Consider the following 23,858-nt stretch of genomic DNA (forward strand, 5'->3'; position numbering starts at 1 on the left):
TTACATAAATCTATTGTAAGTAAAAATATTATAATATTTTAAATTAAGTATTTACTTTAAGTAAATTCTATAATAAGTTTAATAGTGTCTGTTACTGCTAATAACCCTCTAGCCTCACACCTAAAAGCAGTAACAGACACTATTAAACTTTATGACAAGTTTATAATCTGTAAGATCAAAGTCTTACAAGTTTCTTTATTTCATTATACATTGCAGTTTGTTAATTAACTTTTAATGCCTATGGTGGCATTTACAGCTTGGACCAAAGGTTTATGTATTATAGAAAATAATTATAAAAAAAACACACTATTTGTATACCATACAAACTTTTTTTATTCTGCATAGCTGAGTTACTAGATTCTGTAAACGAAATCTTTAGAGAAGCCAAATGGGCAAAGTTTCATGAAGGTCTTTGGCATCTCTTAGCATAGATCCCTTACTTAACCATCATACCGCGATTCATTCGCAGTATCTCAAAGCATAGATCCCGCTAACACGTAGCGGGATGACGATTGTCGTTTAGCCATAAACATTAAGAAATTTACCAAATAAAAAAAAAGGCAAAAGAAGCCCCGTGGTGGTTGGCTATTTACTATGTACTAAAATATCGGCGTTTTTTTTGACCTTATCCAGAAAAAGTGGAGAGAAAGTTTGGAATGTTTTTCACAAAGAGAATGATGAATCAAAATGCTCAGGAATGCAATAGTTAATAGTGACGTTGTTTGTTATAAAAAATTTCTATGTATTCAAATATTGCAGTTCTAGTTTGTTGAGCAGAGTGTTGTGAAGTATCAATAAGTATTTCTCTTTTCAATGAGCTAAAGAAGCTTTCCACAACAGAATTGTCGTAACAACAACCTTTATGACTCATCTATGTTTTTTATGGATCAGAGATATTGATAACCTTGCAAAGTATATTGTGAACCTTGATCACTATGTAATAGTAGATTTTTGGCAGGTTTACGCTTGTTAACGGCCATTAATAAAGAGTCCATAACCAATTGTTTATTTATTGAACTGCTCATTAACTACCATGCGTGAATATAGATCGATTATTGTTGCCAAATATAGCCATCCTTCTTTGGTTTTTATATAAGTAATCCCATACTTTATTTGGTTGATCAACAATAAAGTTTTGATCTAGTATATTGGGAGCTACAGCTCTATTATCTGTTTGTTGTTTTTTAATTTTAAACTTTCTTTTCAGTATAGCCCTGATGTCATTTTTCTGCATAATACTTTGCACCGTTTTCAAATTGCAACTTTTACCCAAAGCCTTCAATTCAGCATGAATTTTAGGAGCTCCATATCTACATTTAGAAGCTTGATATATTTTTTGAATATCTGCTAATAACTCTTTATTTGCTGATTCTCTACTGCTTATTTTTCTTGTGGTCCACTTATAGTAGCCACTAGCAGAAAATCCTACATAATTCCTGTACTTTATAGCAGTTACTATATAAAAAAATATTTTACTCTTTTTGACTGGCCAGGGCTTTTTTTAAAATGTCTCTTTCTCTTGTTACTTTTGCTAACTCTTTCTGTAAATCAAATCTCTCTTTGTCATAAGGTGCTACATCTGGAAATGCATTTGCCGCTGCTTTTTTTCGTCATATTTCTTCATCCATTTTCCTAATACACTATCCCTTATTCCTAGATCTCTTGCTACTTTTGCAACTGGTTGACCTACCTTTCTTTGTTCATTTGCCAGCTTAACAGCTTCCAATTTGAATTCTGCTGTATATTCTCTTGCCATTTCTAATCCTCCAAAATTTTATTTTACCCGAAAAAACTCCTTTCTTTCTCTCCACTTTTTCTGGGTAAGGTCAATTCGGAACTCTATTTCTTTTTTACGATCTTTACTTTTATTCTTATTGTTCATATAATATACCCTTCACTAATAATAAATTATTTTTAAATGTTTACTGTTATTTTCTTAGCAGTATTGGCATAAAGCCATAGCTTTTGGGTGAAGTCAAATCAAATTTTCAATTTTTTTTTGTTTATTTTTTTATGAAAAGGTAGAAGATATTAATAGCTGCTAATTTCTTTAAACGATGTTGTCGTAGATTCGTATTTTTATACACCAAAAAGGGTATCTTTGATGTCTCCTACAGCTCCAAACTCATAGCATCCATTTGCCGGCCTTTTAAGGCGCTTTATAGAAGGGTTAATAAAAGATGTACAAAAGGACGTCTAAGGTGCGTAGTAGCATTCTAAAGCCATCTATGGGAGACATTTTTTTCATCAACGCATTCAAAACTTAAAAAAATAAAAAACTTGAACATTTCTTCAGAATTATGTATAATTATTAATGCTTTTTAAGGTTCTTTCTTATGACTTTTTCTAAGTTTCTTGATCCCAAAAATGATGTATCGTTTAAGCGTATCTTCGGTACTGAAAAAAATAGAGATATCCTTATTCACTTCCTCAATGATATTCTTGGCTTTACTGGTAAAAATGAAATAAAGGATATAGAGTTTTTAAGTACTATTCAAGACCCCGATATCGCCGCTAAAAAGCAAAGTATTGTTGATGTTCTCTGTAGAGATTCTACAGGTGCTCAATACATTTGCGAAATGCAGGTCGCTAAAACTAAAGGCTTTGAAAAACGTGCCCAATACTATGCTGCTAAAGCTTACTCAAGGCAAGCTGATAAAGGTGACCAGTATCATAACCTTAAGGAAATTATCTTCATTGCTATAGCAGATTGTGTACTGTTTCCTAATAAATCTGAGTACAAATCAAAGCATACTATTCGAGATGAAGACACTAATGAGCATGATCTAAAAGATTTCTATTTTATATTTATTGAGTTGCCAAAATTTCCAAAGAATAAGGAAGATCAGTTGGAAAATATAGTTGAAAAATGGGTTTATTTTTTTCGATATGCAGATGAGACTAGTGAAGAAGAGCTGGAAAAAATAATAGGTAGTGATGTAATAATTAAAAAGGCCTATGAAGAGCTAAATAGATTCAACTGGTCAGAAAAAGAATTTATTGCCTATGAACAGGAAATAAAACGTATTCTTGATGAACAGGCTGTCCTCGCTCAAAAACTTGATGATGCTACTGAAAAAGGTAGAGAAGAAGGTAAAGAAGAAGGCATCCAAATCGGACATGAAAAAGGCAGAAAAGCAGAGAAAATCGAAGTGGCAAAGAACTCACTTAAGGCCGGTGTCTCTATTGATGTTATCGCTCAAATTACCGGCCTTTCGATAGATGAAATTCAAAAATTAAGGAATTAATACTTTACCTTGACCTCTAGCTTGAGTTAAATGACATTGAACAGAAGTATTATTTAGATAACTTTTAGGCTCCAAGCTTATTTGTTGTTCTTTTACGTCACTCACTTCTAATCTGCTTAACATTTGTTGCATTAATTGATTTATTACTGGGTCTATTCTTCTATTAAATTCAGCCATAAACTTATCAAACTTTTTCGGACTTAATCTACCGGGATCTCCGGGTTCTCTACCAGGCAATGCTTCCTCTGCGTATGATTTTAAAATCCCTGAAATTTCATTAAATTCACCACTCCTAATTTTTTCATTAATCTTCTCAAATAATTTCTCAAAATTAATAGACCTCTTTCGAAACTCATATAGACAGCTCAAAATTGTGAATTCCTGCTATAAAATTGAATCTTAAGCCAAAACGTTTTCTCCGATTGCGGTATCTGTCTGCAATAATTTTGAATCTTTTTAACAGACCAATTACATTCTCAACTACTACTCTTTTGCTTGCTAGCTCCCGATTTTCTACCTTTTTTTCCTTAATTAAGGGACTCTTTTTCATCCTTCTGTGTGGCAACTCGACATTTTTGTGAATTTTCTGAAAACCTCTATAGCCAGCATCGGCTAAAACTTTTATACCTTCTGATACATGCACTTTTGACTCCTTGAAAAGCCGAAAGTCATGCTTTCTCCCGTTTGAAAATGACGTACAAATAATTTTCTTGCTCTTCTTTTCTGCAATTATTTGGGTTTTTAGCGTATGTTTTTTCTTCTTTCCTGAATAAAATCTTTTCTGCTTTTTTTTGGTCTCTCTACAGGTGTTTCCGTTGCATCAATCACCAGAATCTTATATTCCACGTCGCTTTTTAGGAGTTCTTTCCGTCCTGGCAATGCGAAATCTGGGTGTTGTATTAGAGTATCCTCTACCCATTTTACAGTTTTATATGCCGTACTTTCACTTACTCCATAACTTTGACTTATGTGAAAATATGTACGGTATTCTCGTAAGTATTCTAATACCATGAGCAGCATATTCTCCTCGTTTAGCTTATTTTTCCTTCCTCCTTTGGCTTTCTTTTTTTTATTCTCTTCACATAAAATCCCTACCATTTTGTTAAATGTTGATCTCTTTACTCCTGTTAGTCGACGAAACTCCCCTTTATCGAGCTCTTTCACTATTTCATACTTCATTTCTCCTTACCTCAAAATTACTATTTTTACTACTTTATCCTAGTTTCGAAAGAAGTCTAATATCTAAGAGCCTGTCTTGAAAAGAAATGAGAAAGAGAATATGATGAGATAAGTAAAAAATAGTAGGTAAAAATGTATCCAAGTGATATAAGTGACAAAGAATGGGAAATTTTGGAGCCAAGTGTTGCACAAGGTGCAGTAGGACGGCCAAGAAAGCACAATATTAGAACAATTATTAATGCAATAAGATACATAATGAAAGGTGGTTGCCAGTGGAGAATGCTGCCAAAAGATTTTCCGCCATGGAAAACGGTGTATGATTATTTTCTCAGGTGGCGTAATAGTGGCAAATTGGAAGAAATACACGATATGTTAGTAAAAAAGGTAAGAAAAATGGTTGGCAAAAATGAAATACCTTCGGTAGGAATAATTGACAGTCAATCAGTGAAAACCACTCAAAAAGGGGATCCAGAGGATATGATGCTGGCAAGAAAATAAAGGGTAGAAAACGTCACATCATTGTGGATACAATAGGCCTAATTATTACAGCTGATGTTCATAGTGCAGGCATTCAAGATCGTGATGGTGCTCTAAATCTTTTTACTCAAGCTAAACGAAAAGCTTCAACGCTACAAAGGTTTCTCGCTGATCAGGGATATATTGGTAAATTGCAAAATTACTGTTTATTGAAAACAGGATGTTTATTGACGATTACTAAAAAAGCAGCTGATGCTGTAGGATTTCAAGTTATTCCTAAACGGTGGATTGTTGAAAGAACTTTTGCTTGGCTTTCCAATTTTAGACGTATGAGCAAGGATTATGAGCATTCTCCTCTTACTTCAAAAACTAATATCTCCTTTAATATGATTACTATTATGCTTGCTAAATTAGCTGCTTAGTTCCTTTCAAGACAGGTTCTAAGCGGTGCATTTTTATACCACCTTTCGATTCAGCTTGCTTCTCTAATACTTCCTTGAACGACTTTATAATATCCGATGTGTAAAAAAGAGCCTTTACAGGATTAACATCAGAAAACTTAGGAAGAGGACACTTTTTATCTAGAAAAGCTTGTAACAAGAAAAACATCAAGCTAGCATTATTACTCGCACAAACTTCACGACTAAATTGGCTAGTATATTGGATATTTGGGTTTCTTACTGTATCAGAATGATTGGAGCTACTTCCTGCTGTACCAGAACGGCTAGAGCTATTTTCTGAAAATGAAGGCAACGCAGCCCTTAAAGGGGAAGAGATAAACTGAAAAACACCTTTAACAGCATCTATCCATGAAGACGGCTTACTTGCTCCGCTTGTAGCTCCTATTTTGTTATAGCCTATTTCGTCACTTTGCGATGAATTGTCTGATGCATTATCATAAGATAGATCACACTTAGCTTCTTTTGTAATACTATATTGTACATCACGCTTCTTGCGAGTAGATCCACAATCCTCAATTTTCCATTGACATGGACTATCTTTGCCCCTGGCCTCCAAGTAAATACTCTCCTTCTATCCCTATCATGGCTAAGATAATCACTAGCAGGATATAAATACTCATTAAAATAAGTGCTTTTTATATATATGTTGTTACCTTCAGGTTCAAATTTCCATTGACATGAACTATCTTTGCCCCCTGGCCTCCAAGTAAATACTCTCCTTCTATCCCTATCATGGCTAAGATAATCACTAGCAGGATATAAATACTCATTACTATAGTAAACACTTTTAATACATACCTCCGATGAAAATACTGCATTCTTTACTGACTCTGGTAATTCTCCTTTTATCCTTTCAAGCTCAGATTTTTTTCCGAATGAACATTATGGTAATTACTCATCTCCATAATTCTTTTTACATAACGGGCTAACCTAAACTCCGCATTTTCTACACCTTTAACTTCAATACTAGCTCCAATATTGAGAAGATTTGTAACTTCACTAACATTCCCACTTTCTACAGCAGCAAATAAAAGTCTATCATACTCACTTTGCTTTGGTCCTAAAAAGTTTACTACTTCTGACTGACGAGAGGTATTTGCTACATCTAAAGGTTTTCCACCATCCTTATTTTTAGCTCCAATGTTAGCCCCCTTATCTATAAGAAATCTAATTATCTCTAAATGACCTCCTTCAGCAGCCCTATGCAAAGATGTGTAACCATCACTATCTCTAGCTTCAATATTAGCCCCTTTCTCAAGAAGTTCTCTAACGTCACTAAGGCGTCCTGCTCCTGCAGCACTAACTAATAAATCATCATTGTTTAAAGTCATTTGTCCCTCCACATTTATAAAAACTTACCTAACTTAACTAAGCAATCACACTATAACAAGCCACTCTTACCCTGAGCTTTTTTCTTTCCTCAAGCAACACAGAAAGGACCATCTTCCCTCAAACAAGAATTCTGGAATGCCCTCACATAACATAGCCCGCTCACAAAAGTAAAATTACCTTAGCCATCACACACTTACATACCATAAAAAATTAGTAATCTAATGTATTTCAGGAATAGTACTCCACTTTTAAAACTTGTCAACCCCTAATTTAAAATTTTTTTGAAATAATTTTTGATGAAAATTTTTAATGAATTACTATTAATTTAATATTAAATATTACTAAGAACCTAAATAATACAACCACTTTCAGCAATAAAAACCAGCTAGCATGAGAAGATTTTTTTGGAAATCGATTGGTCTTGCAAATGTGCTTAAAATCTTCGTTTCAAGCCCTGGATGTAAATTTATTTGCCTTTTTTTGACTATTTGGGGTTCCTTCTCTATCTCTTGGTGTTAAAAGTTCAAATGAATCTGCACTTGTACGTAAAGCCTTTGCATTTCTCCCATTTTTTCTATTATTTTCTTCACTTTCAGCCAATAAGTGGTTTTCTATTTCACCTTTTTATATCAATTTATTACTTTCTTTTTGATTTGACACACTTTTTTGAACATCTCTATTGTGGAACAAACTTTCTCTTGGTTCTCCAATTTAGACACATGAGCAAAGATTGTGAGCTTTCTCCTCTTACTTCAAAAACCAATATCTTCTTTAATATGATTACTTCTATGTACTTACTAAATTAGGCTACTTAAATTCCTTAGGCAGGTTATAAACGGATACCTTTGCTGAGCTTTCAAAGCTCTTTATAGAGGTAGGTGATTCTAATGTTCCAGGTACGTCATCATAATCAGATAGTTGCGTAGAAATTGAATTCGTCCTAATACCCTGAGATGTACCTTCTTGAAAATGAAGTAATTTATTTTCCAACTTATCTCTTGCTTCTCTAAAACTGTCCAATTTTTTTTGCAAGCTAACACTTTCTTCTTTATACTTTGAAAGTGTTAAATCGATAAAATGATTACACAACACTATTAGACCTGTAGCACTAGAAAATAACAACAAGAGAGGATGAATGGTAACACCTGGCATATCTCCACTTCTTGCATCATGAAAATTTTTATACATATTAAGACAAGAGCCAAAAGCTGCAGAGCATACAAAAGCAAGTTTTGTTCTGCACAGGAAATACTCGACTTGCGCTAATTTTTCATTGCAATGTGCTAATTCTTTACGCAAATCATTAATTTTATCACTATAATACCTAATAAACAATTGTTTTGTTTCTTCATTATTAACATATTTCCATGCTCTGTAAGATCTTCCATCTATGAGCTCAACGTTTACATGCTCTGATTTTAGAAGCGCACTAATTGCGTTACTACTTCTAGAACGCACAGCTTCATGTAGAGGTGTGTAATCGCTTTTAACATCTTTCCTTCTGTTAATATTTTCATAAGTTAAATACTTGAAAAGAGCCGAAATACATTCTGGGTCATTACCTTCAATAGCCAGAGTAATTGCATCTTTTCCGTCTTTATCCTTAGAATTAATAACTTTAGAAAGCGGCTTTTCATTTTCTTGCTTATCTTCAAAATACTTGCACTTATACACCTTATTCGAACGATATGGCTCCTTAAGAATACACAAAAGTTCTTTTACAAGATCAACCTGATTTTCTTTAATAACCACATGCAAAAGTGTGTTTTGATTTTCCTCATCTTGTAACAGTAAAACATCATACAAATAAGCATTTTCATGTAGATAACTAATCTCTTTATTGAAACGTGTTTTATCTATACCTTCTCTTCCTCCTTTACAGATACTGAAGAGTCGTAAACTACCTTCCAAAGCATTGTGATCAATTGCAGAGGCACGTTGCCTTCTGTATAAAATTGGCGCTCCTTCTACGCAAACACTTCCGAAGTAACGAGCAATAGGGGAATGGATACATGCACTTAAAAAATTAGTAAGAGGGTTACAAGTGTTCACACCATTCCTACCTTCAAGCAGTCTAACTACATCTAATTTATTATACGAATCAGCATAATATAAAGGATCCCGATCATAACAGTCCTTAGCATCACATTCAAGAAGAAGTTTAGCTACATCTAAATGACCTTCCCTAGCAGCATAATGTAAAGGTGTTCTAGCTTTTTCATCCATGGCCTCAACTTTAGCACCTTGGCTTATAAGAAAGCTAACCATACCCTCTCTATTGTAGTAAGCAGCATAGTGTAGAGGAGCTATACCCAAACGGTCTTTAGCATTAATTATAGAATCATGGTCAAGAAGAAGTTTAGCTGCATCTAAATGACCTTCCCCAGCAGCATAATGTAAAGGTGTTTTATCTTCTTCATCCATGGCCTCAACTTTAGCATCTCGGCTTATAAGAAAGCTAACCACATCCTCTCTATTGTAGCAAGCAGCATAGTGTAGAGGAGTCATACCAAAACGGTCTTCAGCATCAATTATAGCACCACGGTCAAGAAGAAGTTCAGCTACATCTAAATGACCTTTCCCAGCAGCATAATGTAAAGGTGTTTTAGCTTCTTTATCCACGGCCTCAATTTTGGCATCTTGTTTTATAAGAAAGCTAACCATATTTTTTCTATTGTGGTAAGCAGCATAGTGTAGAGGAGCCATACCAAAACAGTCTTCAGCATCAATCATAGTACCACGGCCAAGAAGAAGTTCAGCTACATCTGAATGACCTTCCCTAGCAGCATAATGTAAAGGTGTTTTTCTACTATCATCTTGAACGTTAACCTTAGCATTTCTACTGAGAAGAAGTTTAAGGACATACAAATTACCCTTACAAGAAGCTACACACAAAGGCGTTTGATTGTTTATACCTTTAGCCTCAATATTAGCACCTCCATCAAGAAAATCACTAACCTTTCTAATATCTTTTCTTTCTATAGCAGAAAATAAATATTTATCTAGCTTTGCTCTCAAAAAGTTTGCTACTTCTGTGTTACCAAGCTCATTTACTATGCGTAAAGGTGTCTTAACATTATTATCCTTAGCTAAAATGCTGGCACCTTGATCAACAAGAAATCTAACCATATCGTATTGACCTGCACTAACAGCATAGTGTAGAGGTGTCCAATTTTGGTCACATCTAATGTCAATATCAGCACCAATACTAAGAAGAAGTTGAGCTACATTTACACTATTTTTACAGGCAGCCCAGGACAGCAAAGGCAACTTATCTAAAAGTTCACGATTAACATTATATTTATCAATATGTTGATCAATATATTCCTCCAACCGTTTAAAGTCGTCATTTTCTATAGCATGCGTAAAATCCGTTGTAAGGCTCGTTTGATCTTTCATAAACTATATAAAAAAAACTATTTTCCTACTCAGTACAATACTCCATTTTTAAAACTTATCAACCCCTATTTAGAAATTTTTTATGGAATAATTTTTGATGAAAGTCTTTAATATATTGCTACTAATTTAGCAATATATACTGTTAAAAACCTAAACAATATAACCATTTCCAGCACCCAAAACCAGCAAGCGTGAGAACAATTTTTCTTGGAATCGGTTGGTCTAGCAAAAATTACATTACTAATTCCAAGAAAGCGGAGCATTTGGATCATCTGGAATTTCATAAAAAGGCAGCCTATCAATTAACAGACTTTCTTCATCTCTACTAAGATCTCTTGTTACAATATTGCAAAATCTCTATTGCTCCCAAAATTAGCTGTTACTGCAGTCCTTAAATCTTGATTTCCTGCCACAGCTTCCTGAAAGCTGCTGTTATTGGCAAGATGAGTTTCCAGCACAGGTTTTGCGTCATTACCAAATTTGTTTTTCACATTCAGAATAGCTTGTCCCAATTTATTTGTGTTGCTACTAATTAATTTTTCTGCCACTCCTTCCTGCAAAATACGACTACCTGCTAAGATCTCTCTATTTTCATTATCCTTCACAACCGCTTTCCCTATTTCATCTACCTTGGTATTCAAAAGGTGCTGAGTTACGTTATTGACTAACGTCTTCGACTCATCTATATTATCGCCTAAGCCACTTGCATTAAACAAATATTCAGCTAATTTTTCAGGGCTAACCTTCCCTTCAGTAATTCTTTTTGCTTCACCTTTCTCTATACTGCCAGCATTAAATAACAACTCAGCTAACCTAGAAGTGCCGACATTTTTTATTATATCTTCAATAAAGCTCTTTTGATCCCACTGATAATTCTCTGCTAGTGCATTCTTAGCATCGTTAAATACTAGTTCAGAAATCTTATACGAGCTAACTTTATCTTCGGCAATCTTTTTGGCTGCAAGTTGATCTAAGTTACTTTTATTAAAAAGCAACTCAGCGAGTTTTATTGGATCAGCTTTATTTATAAAATCCTGCGAATTAAGATTTATTTTATTAGCAACATGAGTAGCAAGATTTTGACCAGTGCTATCAGTTATATCAAGTACTGTTTTTCCCAATATATCTTTATTTTCATCAGTAAGTAGCTGTACAGCGACTTCCTCAATTGATGGGCTTTTTCCATCTCTACCTGCCGGACCTTGAGGACCATCTGCACCTTTTGATCCCTGCACCCCCTTGTCTCCTAAAAAAGCTTTTGCTATCTTACCATCATAAGCATTTTCGTTATCAGCAGTTTGATCAAGAAATCTGCCTAATTTCTCCACTAAAATTGATTTCTTTTTCCCATCTCCTATATCCTCTGTTGCATCAAGTATTTTTTTCGTGAATTCTAAAATTTTTATATTAGAGCCATCAGCTTTAGCAAAATTACCCTTTTCTGCCAAAAAATCTTTTGCTGTTTTATTATCACCATATATTTCATATTTTTCATCAAGAAGCTTCCCTAATGTATTAACTAAAATTGAAGTTGCATTGGGATCATGTTTATAAAATAATTCCCTTGCTAATCTATTGATTCCGTCACTGTCACGAGAAATAAATCCTCTATCTGTATCTTCCTTAGTATATACATTTTCAACATCAACCTTTTTATTTAATCCTTCATCTACTTCTTCCTTAGTATATACATTTTCAACATCAGCCTTTTTATTTAGGTAAGCAGGCAGAACATCTCGCCTAGAAAATGTACTATCTAGTATCAAGTTAGAGATTCTATCACCCTTATCAAAATCTTTTGCATAAAATATCGCCTCCACTATGGACTTTTCTGCTAACTTCTCTTCAAGTACTGTATGTTCATCATTGTTAGTACTTTTCATATCAAGTAGACTTTTAAAAGCTGCCGCTAAACCTCCTACTTTATAGCTTATTTCACCTTGACCATCTTGTTTATATTTTAATTCCAGACTACCATTGCTTGCATCTAAAGTATACTTATTACCTTTCTCATCGCTCAAGGTTATAATTTTAACATTTTCCAAATTTGATATTGATGTGCCGTGATTATCTTTAAACTCTACATTAGGTGTCATATCACTTCATATTAATTAAAACGAAAGGATACGCAAAAAAATATATTTTTTTATTAATACATGATGCAAAAAGAGCTTTATTCTATTTTAAATATAGAATTGCAATGAATTTTCCTTTTATTTCCAAATAAACTAATTTTCACTCTTTAACATTAATTACCACTAACTCAAATAACACAACCATTTCCAGCATTCAAAACCAAGGGTCGTGAAAAGAGTTTGTTTTGGGATGGATTGGACTACCAAGTGTATCGTTCGAACTTTTCTTTATAATAATTTTATTATATTGCAAAATCAGCTATATTAGCCTACTTTTGCCACATTTAGGTATGAACTAATTTGCCCAACTTCGTTGCAACAATTTTACGTTTTTATTTTCACAACGCCGCTTTTATTTAAATTGTTCTCACAAAGGTACGTACTTTTTCGTGTTTTTTAGAAAGTAAATAATTAAATTGTTGTTGCCACTAGTTATTTAAAGTTTATGCATTAAGCTTGACTTGTGTTATTTTTTTGCTACTGGTTAATTCAGTATAAGTTAAAGGTAAATTGGGTGGATAAGAAAGGAAAAGTATACCTATTTAAAGTTTCTCTAAACAAAAAAATCTATCGTGAAATGGCATTGAAAGGTACATCTAGTCTTTATAAATTTGCAGAGATTATCATAGATGCTTTTAATTTTGAATTAGATCATTCATTTGGTTTTTATAGTAATATAAATGATATTTATAAAAGTAATGAAGTATACACTTTATTTTATGATACTGATTCTAGTCTGACTGTTATGCCTAATGAAAAAAGCGTCAGAAATTCTTATATCTATAAGGTTTTTGAGTCAGATAAAAAAATGATTTTTCTTTTTGATTATGGTGATAATTGGGAATTCTTAGTAGAATGTTGTGGTATCATTGAAGCAGAGGTTGAAAAAAGATATCCAAAAGTTACTAAAAAGCAAGGAAAAGCTCCTCCACAATATCCTGACTATGACGATGAGGAGTAACCACAGCAGGTAAACAACCTCTTTATATTTTTATGACAGTGATACTAAAATAGGCACAATGTTGTTAATCTGGCAGGCTTTTTTGCATGGCTAATTAACAAGCAGAAGCATAGTAGGCTCAGAGGTCAATGTCAGTGAAGTTTATGGATATCAAGCTAAAAAATACTAAAGTGAGAAAAACTATTCTTGCATTAGCTTTTATTTGTGCTATGTATTATACGTAATATTTTTGATAGATCAGAGGGAAAGCATGTCAAATGAAGATATTGAGTTTAAGCAGGCTTTTGAAACAAATCCAGGAGATGAAAAATGGTTAGAACAGGAAAAAGGGGAAGAATTCAAAAAACAGTCACCATGGGAAAATTTGGACGTGTCGGAAAAATTGAGCGAACAGAAAGAATTTAAAAGACGCCTAAAGCTGAAAAGGTTCGAAGAACAGCTAGAATGGGAAGGATTGAAGAACCAGCTAGAATGGGAAGAATTCAAAGAACAGCCACTAGAATGGGAAGAATACCTAAAGATGAAAAGATGGGAAAAACGGCTAGAACTTGAGGGAGGAGAGGAACAGCTAGAATGGGAAGAATTCAAAAAACAGCTAACATGGGAAAATTTGGACGTGTCGATAAAATTGAAAGAATGGCAAGATTGGCTAGAAGAAAAGAAGTGGTCCCTAGAGGATAATGAGCATGAATTGATCAGAGAATGTTTCTTCACACATGGTATTGATACTTTGATAGATTCTGCTAAAGGTTTATGTACTACTAATTTAATGCATGCATGGTTTTGTGATGAATCTGATTTAACAGAAAATCAAAAGAAGTTAAATAAAAAATTATTAAATATTCTCAGCGAATCTCCAGATACTGGTGGTAGGGATAGTTATAGCTATAGTTCAAAAGTTCATAGATTTTTAGAAAGAAATAAGGACGATCTGAAAACTGTTCTTAACCTTAAAAGAGGAGAATCTGGATTGACAGTATTGCATGCAGTAGTAAGTATGGCTGTAGAATATGGAGGGAGGTTAGCCGAAGAATATGTATCTGCTGCATGTTTACTCATAGAAGCAGGAGCTAATCCTAATATAAAGAATGATAGAGGACAGACACTCTTACATTATGCTGCTATTGGGTCTAGCGGTGATGGTATAGGTTACCTTATAAAAGCAGGAGCTAATCCTAATGCACAGGATATTGAAGGGAAAACACCTTTGCATTATGCTGCTGGCCTTGGTTATAGCAGCAGTATAGAATCGTTCCTATGGAATGGAGCTAAGTGCGATGTACTTGATGAAACAAGGAAAACCCACTACAAATTGCAATTGATAATCATCAATACCATATTAAAAAATACTTTCCAACTGATAATCAAAAGAGGTTGAATGAAGAATTACATGGTATAATGCGCGAATGTTCCCATGCTAAAACAGTTAAAAATCTAAAAGAGTTTTTGGATAAACATGAGGGTGATCAAGATCTAAAAGTGGTTTTAAATTTTCATGATGAAGAAGGAAAGTCAATAGTGTTGCAACATGCCAGAGATATTTTTTTTGTTTCTAAAGCTGCTGCTGAAGTAGAAGACTTACTTTTGAAAGCAGGAGCAACTGACCAAAAAGACTATAGCAGGGAAAAATGTTTGCCTAAATCCAGGACCCTATGGGATGATTTAATACCAGACCAGAAGAAGAAGCTAAATGAATTTTTTGATAAAGTACATCGAGCTCAAGATATGAAACAACTGGAAGAAGTTGTAGACCAAGCTATACGGTCTGGAATAAGGTTTAACTTTCCTATTCGTCCAGATAAAGTGGCGTACCAAGATGCATGTAATTTTACAGATCATGTAATAAAAAAAATTAGTGCATTAAAAGAGAGTTCTAAAATTGCAAATCAGATAGAAGTTACTAGTGATATAGTATATAAATTGTTATCAAGAGGAGCAGTGTTTCATAACTTAAGTAATATAGATGTAATCAATACACTGGAGTCAGAATTTAAAGACCACACAACCAATGTGAAAGAAGCTTGTGGTAAGTATATCAATAATACTTTAAAGTTTATGAAAATTGTTAAAAGTGCAGCTAATGGTAGAGTAAAAAATGTAAAAATGGATAATTCTACTTTTTACTTAGAATACTCAGAGAACAGCAAAATAGATATTGCGAAGATTACAGATGGAGCAAGGGGTTTATGGCTAACTCAAGGAGAAATAGAATACGGAAGAGATATAATAAAGATCGGTAAAAGTGAGGTAGAAATTATAACGAAAAATGGTATAAGGAATTACACAGACCTTGCGGATAATAGTGATATAGCATTGACTTTCTACACCAGTGAAGGAGAATTAGAAGTTAATTTGTACCCTGACAAACAAGATAAAGATAAAATAATAGTAGAAGTGAGTAATAAAAAGGAAATACTGGAAAAGTTCAAAAATTGTAAAGAAGAATTAGGTGAGAATTGCTCGCTTGGTGGGTGTCTGGTCTACAATGCTATTGAACAAGGCTATTTTGAAAGGTCTGGAAAATTGATACGTTCTGAGGCTATGAGTCAATCTAATGGCCAAACAAAAAAGAGTTCTTGGATAGAGCGTGAAGAAAGGAGAAGAGCCCCAAGTCTCGAAGAAACAGTAAGCCGTGCTTAGGGTGAAATGGAAATGTTCAAAATTTCATGGTGATGTTAAGTTAACAGCTTAAGAGATTTTCTAAAGAAATTATCTTGATGTTTATGATCTTTCAAGCATACCACTAGCTTTAAGATTTTGTGGATCCAGTTGTTCTACATCTTCCACTTTCTCGAGCTTGGTGTTGGGATTTATGATATTATACAGCGCAAAACCTATACACGCTAATCCAACTATTCCCACAACCGCTGCTACTACAGGCATTTTCATGATATACAATGCAACACAATTTACCAATAACACCGCACCAACACTACCAAATATGATTGCTTGCCTTTGTTGCAGTGCTTTTGCTGATAGGTTTTTGTCTGCAGCATCACCATTAAAACATGGTTCAGCGGAAGATGGGCTGTCAGCTCTATCAACGGAAGTTGGCTCTACAGTAGTTTCTACTTGCGCTTTTTCGCTGTTTTCACATATAGGTTGAAGATCTTCACTATTTATATTACATAATTTAGTGTCAGTTTCTGTAAACTGTATTGGTTTGCTTTTTTATTTCAACTTTAACTTCCTCAACATCTGCCGGCATCTCCATATCAGCTCCTTTTGCGGTAGTGGTACCTTTTTTATTTCTAAGCTTTTCAGCAATATCTTTCCATATTTTTTTCGGTGTTCTCATAATGTTTTTCTCCTATTTCTTTTGTAAATTAAGATCATAAAACTTCTCCAACTGCTCACTCCACAGCATCGGTATTTCCCTTAAATCAACCAACCTCAAACTACTTGGCTGCCTCCCATTTACTATGTCTTCCTTAATTTTTGGAGCTAAATAATTTAACCTTAAAATTTGCTGTATACGTCTTGTACCTATATTAATTTTAACGCTCAGCTCTTTCACACTTCTATATTTTCCTTCTTCTAGCTGCCGTTTCCACAGATGGGCTCTTACCACTGCTTTCAGTAGCGCATTGTTTGTTTTGCCTTCTGGTTCTACTACCGTGCATTTGTTTCCTTTCTTCTTTAAATTCATTGCTATAAATGTCTTCTCTGACTCAGAATGCACCTCTATTCCATCTTCTTTCACCATTACTCCCTTTATTAATTTTTTCACTGCTTCTTTCTGTTCTCTGAAACTTAAATTTTTCCATTCTCTTTCTCCCCTTTCTTCCCAATTTTCATATAAGAGTTCAGCTCTCTTCATTACTTCTTTTTCCACTTCTCCGGCGACTATTGTTCGGTTCATCGACTCGCAACCTTTTCCTCTTAAATGGTTATTGCATATATAATATCGATACCTTTTATTTTCTTTTTTTGAGTATGTCAGCGTCATGTTTACACTACAGCTCTTGCACTTTATTATTCCCTTTAGCAGCGCTTCCTCATATTTTACTTTTCGATATGGTTGATTCTTTATCAATTCTTGCGCTTTTTGCCATTTTTCTTCTTCTATTATTGCCTCATGCTTTCCTTTATACTGCTTCTCATAATGCCGTATTTTTCCCATATATATCGGATTTGTTATTATCCTCCTTACCGTGGCCTTTTTAAAAATATCTGATTTCGTTCGGTACCCTTGGCTATTTAACTCTCTTGCCAATTCTGCCATTGATCTCAGCTCCATATATCTCTCAAATATATGCTTTATTACTTTTGCTTCTTTTTCATTTATTATTAATTCCTTCTCTTTTACATCATACCCTAGTGGCACATTCCCTCCCATCCATAATCCTTCCTCTTTCGATGTTGCTATTTTATTTTTTACTCTCTCTACTATCATTTCTCTTTCTAGCTGTGCCGCTCCTGATAACACTGTTTGTACAAATTTTCCCATTGGTGTGTTGTTATCAAATATTTGCGTCACTGCTACAAAACTTATCCGGTGCCTTCTAAAAAATGACGTTACTTCTATGCAATCCTTCGTTTCCCTTGATAACCTGTCCAACGTGTATACTACCACGCAGTCTACCTCTCCGGCTTTTACATCTTCAAACAATCCCTTTATCGCTGGTCTTTCTAAATTTTTTCCTGAAAATCCACCATCGTCGTACCTTTTTGCTAATGCTATCCACCCTTCTCGGCTCTTTATGTATTTTTCACATGCTACCCTTTGTGCGTCCAAGCTATTAAACTTTTGTTCTAGTCCATCCTCATTTGATTTTCTCGTATATATTGCGCATCTTACTTCTTTTAGCATTTTTTCTCCTTTTCTCTCATTCCAAACAAGAGCGGTCCGTTATAACTCATTCCCATTATTTTCCCTGCTACTGCTGATAATGACGTATAAAACTCTTCTCGGTAGATTAAACCAGTATCTGTTACCAATACCGCATGCGTTTCCTCACCTCTTTCTAGTATCAACTCCGTTCCCTCCACTGGCAGTTTATCACTACTTATTCTTTTCCCCTGTTCTAGCCGATTTGCCAGGTATGCTAGTCTTTTTGCTCCTTTTCTTGATATTTCTCCATACGTTTTCTCCTGCAACCTATACGCCAATCTTGGTATCAGGTATTTCTTTGAGTGTCTAGGTGCCTCTTCCCCAAATACCTTTTTCCATATTTTTTTTCAGTTCTGCTAGTGGTTTTTTCTCTAAACATTTTACCTCTTTTTCTACTTTTTTTTTCCATATAATCACCTTTTCAAACACAGCCCTTCTGAATTTTTAAAACGCTATAGCACTTTCTCATCCACAGTTTCTAGCTCTTCCTTTGCCACTATCACACCTGCTGTCGTACTTTCCGATACAACCCTTATTCTTTCTATGAACTCTCTCTGTTTATTTGCCATTTTTACGTTCTCTAAGAGCCTGTCTTGAAAAGAAATGAGAAAGAGAATATGATGAGATAAGTAAAAAATAGTAGGTAAAAATGTATCCAAGTGATATAAGTGACAAAGAATGGGAAATTTTGGAGCCAAGTGTTGCACAAGGTGCAGTAGGACGGCCAAGAAAGCACAATATTAGAACAATTATTAATGCAATAAGATACATAATGAAAGGTGGTTGCCAGTGGAGAATGCTGCCAAAAGATTTTCCGCCATGGAAAACGGTGTATGATTATTTTCTCAGGTGGCGTAATAGTGGCAAATTGGAAGAAATACACGATATGTTAGTAAAAAAGGTAAGAAAAATGGTTGGCAAAAATGAAATACCTTCGGTAGGAATAATTGACAGTCAATCAGTGAAAACCACTCAAAAAGGGGATCCAGAGGATATGATGCTGGCAAGAAAATAAAGGGTAGAAAACGTCACATCATTGTGGATACAATAGGCCTAATTATTACAGCTGATGTTCATAGTGCAGGCATTCAAGATCGTGATGGTGCTCTAAATCTTTTTACTCAAGCTAAACGAAAAGCTTCAACGCTACAAAGGTTTCTCGCTGATCAGGGATATATTGGTAAATTGCAAAATTACTGTTTATTGAAAACAGGATGTTTATTGACGATTACTAAAAAAGCAGCTGATGCTGTAGGATTTCAAGTTATTCCTAAACGGTGGATTGTTGAAAGAACTTTTGCTTGGCTTTCCAATTTTAGACGTATGAGCAAGGATTATGAGCATTCTCCTCTTACTTCAAAAACTAATATCTCCTTTAATATGATTACTATTATGCTTGCTAAATTAGCTGCTTAGTTCCTTTCAAGACAGGTTCTAACACTTCTTTTATCTCTTTATTATTTCTCGCATAATCCATTGGGGTCTTGCCAAATTTATCTTTTTGTTCCACATTCCCTCCCGCTTTTACTAGCTCTTCTACTATTTTTATCTCTGCTACCATGCACGCAAGGTGTAACGCGGCAAATTTGCTACTTCGTTCCACTGCGTTTACCTCCACTCCTGCCTTTATCAGCTCTTTTGTGTTTTCTACACGTTGCCCCATGACTGCTAAGTGCAGTGGTCTATATTGTCCCGCATCCGCCACATTTATATCTGCTCCTTTCTTGATTAATAACCTCACTTTTTTTGGATCTGGCATTCCCACCGCGTAATGCAATATCGTCCTCCCTTTCGTGTCTTTTTTATTAATATTTTCTATTGAGTTATCTAATACTTCTTTCCATGACTTATTAAATTCTTCTCTTTCTTTCTTACTAAATTTTACCATAAGTTCCTCAGCTATTAATGCTATATAAAGTGGCTCCAATTTGGCTCACTTTAGCGCTTAGCAAATCTTGTTTGTTTACTAGCTACTTTTTCACTTAGGGCTGTTTTGGCATAAAAAGCAAGTTTTTTTTTACAAAATATACATATTTTTTCAGCATATTATATTAAGATATAAATCTATATGTTTAATCTGTTAAATCTACCTCCTGCAGTTGTAATTCATTTACGTTTCGTTTCTCCATTATCTCCTCTATTGCCTTGTTTGCTTCTCCATACATCACCGCCACATCTCTCATATTCACTCCCCTTTTCTCTAGAAAATTCGTTACCTTCTGGTAAATCTTCGCATAGTTTAGTGGACTACATCCAAATTTATCTACTGTATCAAGATCTCCTCCCGCCTTCATTAACTCTTCTATTGTTCCTTTCCTCCCTGCTAAACAGGCTAAGTGTAGTGGTACTGCTTTGTTGTTCGACTTTGCATTTACCTCGGCTCCTTTCTCTATCAGTGCTTTCACATTCTTTCTCTTTCCTAAAAATGCTGCTAGGTGCAACGGTGTCTCGCCTCTATTGTTTCTATCGTTTATACCTGCACCTTTTTCTATTAATAACTTTATTACTTCTGGGTTTGACACTTGTGCTGCTCGGTGCAATGCCGTACAACCACCTGAATCTTTTCCTTTTATGTTTTCTTCTGAGAGGTTGTCCGGAAACTAGTAAATTCAAGCATATTCCCTCTTTAACATAACCCTACTCATAGCTAGGTATATGAAATTCTCAGTGGATGTTGTGAGTAAATCATACTCCTTCGATAGCCTTCTATTCCTATTAACCCAAGCAAAAGTCCTTTCTACAACCCATCTTCTTGGCTGTACTTTAAACCCTTGTTCTCTTGTTGGTAGTAGCTCAGGTGGCGTATCTTTGTGCACCCAAAATCTACATGGAGGCCTTTTAACAATTTCAATATCTATGTCATATTCTTCCTTTATGTGATTCTTTAAATTTCTTCCTTGGTATCCCATGTCAGCCCACATTTTTTTAACTTTAGTATATTTTGTTCTCATATTGTTTAATGCTATTTTAATACCATCTCTATCATTTTCGTTAGCAGCGCCTACGTAACAACCTAGTATAAAACCCTGAGTGTCTGTAATTATATGCCTTTTTCTACCCTTTACTTTTTTACTTCCATCATAGCCTTTGATCCCCCCTTTTCTGTAGTCTTTACAGATTGACTATCTACTATACAGGCACTCGGCTGCTCATTCCTTCCTATTTTTCTTCTACTATATTTTGTAATTTCATAATTCATTTTCTCAAAAATTCCCTGCTTCTTCCATTGCCTGAACTGCTCATACACAGTCTTCCATAGCGAAAAATCATTTGGTAAATACCGCCATTGACACCCTGTACGCAATACATAGAAAATTGCTTCTAATATTTCTTTTTTGCTATACTTTGGCGGCCTTCCTCCTTTCTTGTATGATACTCTGAAGTGTTTTTCTATTCTTGCCCATTCCCTTTCGCTTAGATCTGTTGGATACTTTTTTCTCATCTTTACCCCGTACTAAAATTTCAGATATTATAGCCTTTTACTTGTTTCCGGACAACCTCTTACTTTAATTTCATCTATTGGTAACGGTGTCATATACCTTCGTCTGAAGATTCCTATATGACCATTTTTCATCGTTGCTATAAATGCTCCTTCATACATACGGCTTCCTGCCCTTGCTCCTATCTTTGTCTGTTTTATGCTCCCAAGTTTTGCTACTCCTATCCACTGCGAACTGAGCTTCACTATCGACCATAAACGCTTTCTATTTGCTTTATCCACACTTAACTTTTTTCTCATTGCTTTTTTTGGTATTTGTTTTTCTTCGCTAACTTGTTTGACAGTTTGCGATCTTACCCATAGTGCTGTTTTGTTTAATGCCCTCACCGTTGCTTTTTCCACTTTTTTCCTTTCAGCATCTATACTTTGTATTACCTTTTCAATACTACCGGTGACTTCGATGTTAATACGCATCTACACCCCTGACGCTTGAATTTTCCAGATCATTCCAGAGTTATCTCTGAGTGGCGGTGAGTGTACTTTGTATCTACGGTTACCAATAATAAAGATATCTCCTACCATTGGTTGCAATACATCAAAGACACTCACCTCCAAAATCAACATCTCCCCTACAAATTGTCCTTCACCAATACCATAGAGTTTGTCTGGTTGCTGTTTTAATATCTGCACCAGGTATGACTTATTCTTTGACTCATACAAAGCTTGCTGTCCTAAATGTGTAAAACAATCTTCTAAGAAACTCCTAAGAACCTTCTTCATCTATCGGCTCCTCTTTCATTAGTATATAACCAAATTCCTTTGCTTTTTTAGTCAAATTTTTGACTACTCTCTCTTTGTAGAGTGTTTCATAATAGTTCATTCCTTTTTCTACATATTCTTGTCCATATTTTAGCATATTATAAAAAATACATGCTAATTTCCTTGCTGTAGCAGTGATCGCTTTTGGTATCCCTAGTCGCTTCTTTAACCTCCTGCAGTATGCACCAAGTGCAGTGTTGCTTCTTGATACACAATGAGCAGCAAGTCGCAAGGCAATTGCAGCACGATTAACAACTTTACGAGTTCTTGTTCCAATAATTTTCCCTCCTGTAATTTTATTAGCAGGACTTAATCCGAGCCAGGAAGAAAAATGCTTTTCTGTCCTCCATTTATTGTGATTTATACCTGTTTCTGAAATGATAGCCTGTATACTTAATACATCAAGTCCTGGAACTCTAGTAAAATCCATCCCCGTTATTCGATATAAATCTTCATCTACGGCAAAATCTGGACTATTCTTCTGTTTTCTCTTTCGTGTCTTATTCAATGCCCTGTTCTCATTCGACTTTGTTTCAAATGTTTTATAGTAATTTTCTATACTTTTATCACATCCCGTTATTTGCTCTTGAAAAAAAGTATATGCTGCATATTCTTGTTTTAGCACAAACAAGTGTTCCTCTCTATAATCACCAGCTAACGCTTTTGCTATAGTAGACTGATCATTTTTTATTCGTGCATCCCTGAATTTAGCCAATTTCTCAGGATCTCTTTCGCCTTCAATTATAGCTTCAATGATTTTCATACCAGTTATCCCAGTAATATGACTAATAACCTTGTGTAATTGAATATTCATTTGAATTAGCGCTTTTTGCATACGTTGAGTATGTTTAGCTGCATTTTCAATTAGATTAGCACGTTGTCTAACGTAACTACGCAGTACACACATTTGATTATCCGGTCTAAATGATCCTTGAAGCAGTCCATAGCTGTGCAATTGTTGCAGCCATTGACAATCTTGAACATCAGACTTTCTACCAGGCACATTTTTGACATGTCGCGCATTTACTAATTTTACTTCAAATTTATGTGATTCTAATATTTGAAATAAGGGAATCCAATATACTCCAGTTGACTCCATGGCTACAGTTCTAACCTGACACTTTTTTAACCACTTTGCTAAGTTGTGTAGATCTACTGTAAAGCACCCAAATTTTTGGATACGTTGTTCATCTCTTCCTTCAGGTACACATACATAATGTACAGTCGAGCCAATATCAATCCCTATTGTTTTTAATTTACTTTTTGCTTCTGCCATATAAAATCCCTCCTATATTATTATGATAAGAAGCACTTCAGCTTGGGACGGTTAGGTTATACAATCTTCTAAACGAGGTAGCCCAAAAAGAACTCCATCAATGGTTTTACCATTTCCCCCAAAACCATGCTTTCAAACGGGCATTTATAGCACCATTGATTGTTTCGGTTATAGCTGCAGAAGCGCTTCTTCATAACACTATACCCAAAGAACATAAAGTAAAGAGGGAGTTTCTTTTTGGTTTTACAGATTTTATCTGTTCTGGGCTTTCAATAACCTTTTAATATTTTCTTGCATC

At 34.7% G+C, this 23,858-nt stretch carries 21 protein-coding genes and 3 pseudogenes; 7 read left to right on the forward strand and 17 right to left on the reverse strand.

All coding sequences use genetic code 11. From position 1 onward, the window contains the following. Positions 1 to 663 precede the first annotated feature (663 nt). Positions 664 to 1,756, reverse strand: a pseudogene (locus tag HUB92_RS07225) (IS3 family transposase). Positions 1,757 to 2,336: 580 nt separating this feature from the next. Between HUB92_RS07225 and HUB92_RS01250 the strand changes: the two are divergent. Then, complete coding sequence (locus tag HUB92_RS01250; RefSeq protein WP_015589128.1) at positions 2,337 to 3,248, forward strand: Rpn family recombination-promoting nuclease/putative transposase; 912 nt, start codon at positions 2,337 to 2,339, stop codon at positions 3,246 to 3,248. On the opposite strand, the gene HUB92_RS01255 is transcribed toward HUB92_RS01250, so the two are convergent. Together HUB92_RS01255 and HUB92_RS01260 are read right to left on the reverse strand one after the other, a co-directional pair. Beyond that, a complete protein-coding gene (locus HUB92_RS01255) occupies positions 3,237 to 3,617 on the reverse strand; it encodes a hypothetical protein (protein WP_244663087.1) in 381 nt (126 codons plus the stop codon). The genes HUB92_RS01250 and HUB92_RS01255 overlap by 12 nt on opposite strands. Then, positions 3,601 to 4,427 (reverse strand): IS5 family transposase gene (locus HUB92_RS01260; RefSeq protein ID WP_209472530.1). Its coding sequence is split into 2 segments (ribosomal slippage): positions 3,601 to 4,040 and positions 4,040 to 4,427, totalling 828 coding nucleotides; the frame shifts between segments, so codons are not numbered across the junction. The genes HUB92_RS01255 and HUB92_RS01260 overlap by 17 nt, the downstream gene beginning before the upstream one ends. Before the next feature lie 132 nt (positions 4,428 to 4,559). Between HUB92_RS01260 and HUB92_RS01265 the strand changes: the two genes are divergently transcribed. Next, a protein-coding gene (locus HUB92_RS01265) for an IS5 family transposase (RefSeq protein WP_410543339.1) occupies positions 4,560 to 5,326 on the forward strand; the annotation gives its coding sequence in 2 pieces (ribosomal slippage) (positions 4,560 to 4,887 and positions 4,887 to 5,326; 768 coding nt in all). On the opposite strand, the gene HUB92_RS01270 is transcribed toward HUB92_RS01265, so the two are convergent. The 5 genes and pseudogenes from HUB92_RS01270 to HUB92_RS01290 all read right to left on the reverse strand — a co-directional run bounded on the left by HUB92_RS01270 (position 5,310) and on the right by HUB92_RS01290 (position 12,192). Continuing rightward, entirely contained in the window at positions 5,310 to 5,921 is a 612-nt protein-coding gene (locus tag HUB92_RS01270; protein ID WP_244663088.1) for a hypothetical protein, read from the reverse strand. The two genes, HUB92_RS01265 and HUB92_RS01270, sit on opposite strands and share 17 nt — an antisense overlap. Before the next feature lie 289 nt (positions 5,922 to 6,210). After that, the gene (locus HUB92_RS01275; protein ID WP_015589130.1) at positions 6,211 to 6,696 is read right to left on the reverse strand and encodes an ankyrin repeat domain-containing protein; all 486 of its coding nucleotides are present in this window, start codon (positions 6,694 to 6,696) and stop codon (positions 6,211 to 6,213) included. A gap of 405 nt (positions 6,697 to 7,101) precedes the next feature. Then, positions 7,102 to 7,321 (reverse strand): annotated as a pseudogene (locus HUB92_RS01280) (transposase); the annotation flags it as partial. A gap of 183 nt (positions 7,322 to 7,504) precedes the next feature. After that, positions 7,505 to 10,096, reverse strand: coding sequence for an ankyrin repeat domain-containing protein (locus tag HUB92_RS01285; protein WP_209472987.1), 2,592 nt, complete (start codon positions 10,094 to 10,096; stop codon positions 7,505 to 7,507). Between the two features lie 338 nt (positions 10,097 to 10,434). Beyond that, entirely contained in the window at positions 10,435 to 12,192 is a 1,758-nt protein-coding gene (locus HUB92_RS01290; protein WP_209472989.1) for a hypothetical protein, read from the reverse strand. A 553-nt stretch (positions 12,193 to 12,745) separates the two neighbouring features. Here HUB92_RS01290 and HUB92_RS01295 point away from each other — a divergent pair. The 4 genes from HUB92_RS01295 to HUB92_RS01310 all read left to right on the forward strand — a co-directional run bounded on the left by HUB92_RS01295 (position 12,746) and on the right by HUB92_RS01310 (position 16,298). Continuing rightward, positions 12,746 to 13,192, forward strand: coding sequence for an IS1096 element passenger TnpR family protein (locus HUB92_RS01295; protein WP_209472991.1), 447 nt, complete (start codon positions 12,746 to 12,748; stop codon positions 13,190 to 13,192). 250 nt (positions 13,193 to 13,442) lie between these two features. Next, the gene (locus HUB92_RS01300) at positions 13,443 to 14,570 is read left to right on the forward strand and encodes an ankyrin repeat domain-containing protein (protein ID WP_209472993.1); all 1,128 of its coding nucleotides are present in this window, start codon (positions 13,443 to 13,445) and stop codon (positions 14,568 to 14,570) included. Next, entirely contained in the window at positions 14,567 to 15,832 is a 1,266-nt protein-coding gene (locus HUB92_RS01305) for a hypothetical protein (RefSeq protein ID WP_209472995.1), read from the forward strand. Before HUB92_RS01300 ends, HUB92_RS01305 begins: the two co-directional genes overlap by 4 nt. Positions 15,833 to 16,004: 172 nt before the next feature. Beyond that, positions 16,005 to 16,298 carry a hypothetical protein gene (locus HUB92_RS01310; protein ID WP_209472997.1) on the forward strand — a complete coding sequence of 98 codons (294 nt, stop codon included), beginning with the start codon at positions 16,005 to 16,007 and terminating at the stop codon, positions 16,296 to 16,298. Between the two features lie 33 nt (positions 16,299 to 16,331). On the opposite strand, the gene HUB92_RS01315 is transcribed toward HUB92_RS01310, so the two are convergent. The 3 genes and pseudogenes from HUB92_RS01315 to HUB92_RS01325 all read right to left on the reverse strand — a co-directional run bounded on the left by HUB92_RS01315 (position 16,332) and on the right by HUB92_RS01325 (position 18,437). Next, entirely contained in the window at positions 16,332 to 16,490 is a 159-nt protein-coding gene (locus tag HUB92_RS01315) for a hypothetical protein (RefSeq protein ID WP_209472999.1), read from the reverse strand. Between the two features lie 12 nt (positions 16,491 to 16,502). Continuing rightward, a complete protein-coding gene (locus tag HUB92_RS01320; protein ID WP_209473001.1) occupies positions 16,503 to 18,005 on the reverse strand; it encodes a recombinase family protein in 1,503 nt (500 codons plus the stop codon). Beyond that, positions 17,999 to 18,437 (reverse strand): annotated as a pseudogene (locus tag HUB92_RS01325) (DUF2924 domain-containing protein). The gene HUB92_RS01320 and the pseudogene HUB92_RS01325 overlap by 7 nt, the downstream one beginning before the upstream one ends. Before the next feature lie 238 nt (positions 18,438 to 18,675). Between HUB92_RS01325 and HUB92_RS01335 the strand changes: the two are divergent. Further along, positions 18,676 to 19,442, forward strand: a protein-coding gene (locus HUB92_RS01335; protein ID WP_410543339.1) for an IS5 family transposase whose coding sequence is annotated in 2 segments (ribosomal slippage) — positions 18,676 to 19,003 and positions 19,003 to 19,442 — 768 coding nt in all. Because the reading frame shifts where the segments join, the coding sequence is not laid out codon by codon here. Here HUB92_RS01335 and HUB92_RS01340 read toward each other — a convergent pair. From HUB92_RS01340 to HUB92_RS01365, 6 genes are all read right to left on the reverse strand, one after another. Further along, entirely contained in the window at positions 19,426 to 19,914 is a 489-nt protein-coding gene (locus tag HUB92_RS01340) for an ankyrin repeat domain-containing protein (protein WP_209473003.1), read from the reverse strand. The two genes, HUB92_RS01335 and HUB92_RS01340, sit on opposite strands and share 17 nt — an antisense overlap. Positions 19,915 to 20,098: 184 nt before the next feature. After that, complete coding sequence (locus tag HUB92_RS01345; protein ID WP_244663089.1) at positions 20,099 to 20,548, reverse strand: ankyrin repeat domain-containing protein; 450 nt, start codon at positions 20,546 to 20,548, stop codon at positions 20,099 to 20,101. A gap of 87 nt (positions 20,549 to 20,635) precedes the next feature. Then, positions 20,636 to 21,468 (reverse strand): IS5-like element ISWpi1 family transposase gene (locus tag HUB92_RS01350; protein WP_209473007.1). Its coding sequence is split into 2 segments (ribosomal slippage): positions 20,636 to 21,099 and positions 21,099 to 21,468, totalling 834 coding nucleotides; the frame shifts between segments, so codons are not numbered across the junction. 27 nt (positions 21,469 to 21,495) lie between these two features. Continuing rightward, a complete protein-coding gene (locus HUB92_RS01355) occupies positions 21,496 to 21,939 on the reverse strand; it encodes a phage tail protein (protein WP_244663090.1) in 444 nt (147 codons plus the stop codon). Beyond that, positions 21,940 to 22,245: a head-tail joining protein gene (locus HUB92_RS01360; protein ID WP_209473009.1), complete on the reverse strand. Its 306-nt coding sequence runs from the start codon at positions 22,243 to 22,245 to the stop codon at positions 21,940 to 21,942. Next, positions 22,229 to 23,560 carry an IS110 family RNA-guided transposase gene (locus HUB92_RS01365; RefSeq protein WP_209473010.1) on the reverse strand — a complete coding sequence of 444 codons (1,332 nt, stop codon included), beginning with the start codon at positions 23,558 to 23,560 and terminating at the stop codon, positions 22,229 to 22,231. Before HUB92_RS01365 ends, HUB92_RS01360 begins: the two co-directional genes overlap by 17 nt. Positions 23,561 to 23,858: the final 298 nt, after the last annotated feature.

It is taken from the genome of Wolbachia endosymbiont of Wiebesia pumilae, assembly GCF_017869285.1.
Lineage (GTDB): Bacteria > Pseudomonadota > Alphaproteobacteria > Rickettsiales > Anaplasmataceae > Wolbachia > Wolbachia pipientis.

What these genes read in the sequence shown, in the direction of transcription:
- HUB92_RS01355 (WP_244663090.1), bottom strand. Translation starts at nt 21,939, where the DNA reads ATGCGTATTAACATCGAAGTCACCGGTAGTATTGAAAAGGTAATACAA.
- HUB92_RS01360 (WP_209473009.1), bottom strand. Translation starts at nt 22,245, where the DNA reads ATGAAGAAGGTTCTTAGGAGTTTCTTAGAAGATTGTTTTACACATTTA.
- HUB92_RS01300 (WP_209472993.1), top strand. Translation starts at nt 13,443, where the DNA reads ATGTCAAATGAAGATATTGAGTTTAAGCAGGCTTTTGAAACAAATCCA.
- HUB92_RS01285 (WP_209472987.1), bottom strand. Translation starts at nt 10,096, where the DNA reads ATGAAAGATCAAACGAGCCTTACAACGGATTTTACGCATGCTATAGAA.
- HUB92_RS01365 (WP_209473010.1), bottom strand. Translation starts at nt 23,560, where the DNA reads ATGGCAGAAGCAAAAAGTAAATTAAAAACAATAGGGATTGATATTGGC.
- HUB92_RS01320 (WP_209473001.1), bottom strand. Translation starts at nt 18,005, where the DNA reads ATGCTAAAAGAAGTAAGATGCGCAATATATACGAGAAAATCAAATGAG.
- HUB92_RS01250 (WP_015589128.1), top strand. Translation starts at nt 2,337, where the DNA reads ATGACTTTTTCTAAGTTTCTTGATCCCAAAAATGATGTATCGTTTAAG.
- HUB92_RS01315 (WP_209472999.1), bottom strand. Translation starts at nt 16,490, where the DNA reads ATGAGAACACCGAAAAAAATATGGAAAGATATTGCTGAAAAGCTTAGA.
- HUB92_RS01275 (WP_015589130.1), bottom strand. Translation starts at nt 6,696, where the DNA reads ATGACTTTAAACAATGATGATTTATTAGTTAGTGCTGCAGGAGCAGGA.
- HUB92_RS01340 (WP_209473003.1), bottom strand. Translation starts at nt 19,914, where the DNA reads ATGGTAAAATTTAGTAAGAAAGAAAGAGAAGAATTTAATAAGTCATGG.
- HUB92_RS01290 (WP_209472989.1), bottom strand. Translation starts at nt 12,192, where the DNA reads ATGACACCTAATGTAGAGTTTAAAGATAATCACGGCACATCAATATCA.
- HUB92_RS01310 (WP_209472997.1), top strand. Translation starts at nt 16,005, where the DNA reads ATGATATTATACAGCGCAAAACCTATACACGCTAATCCAACTATTCCC.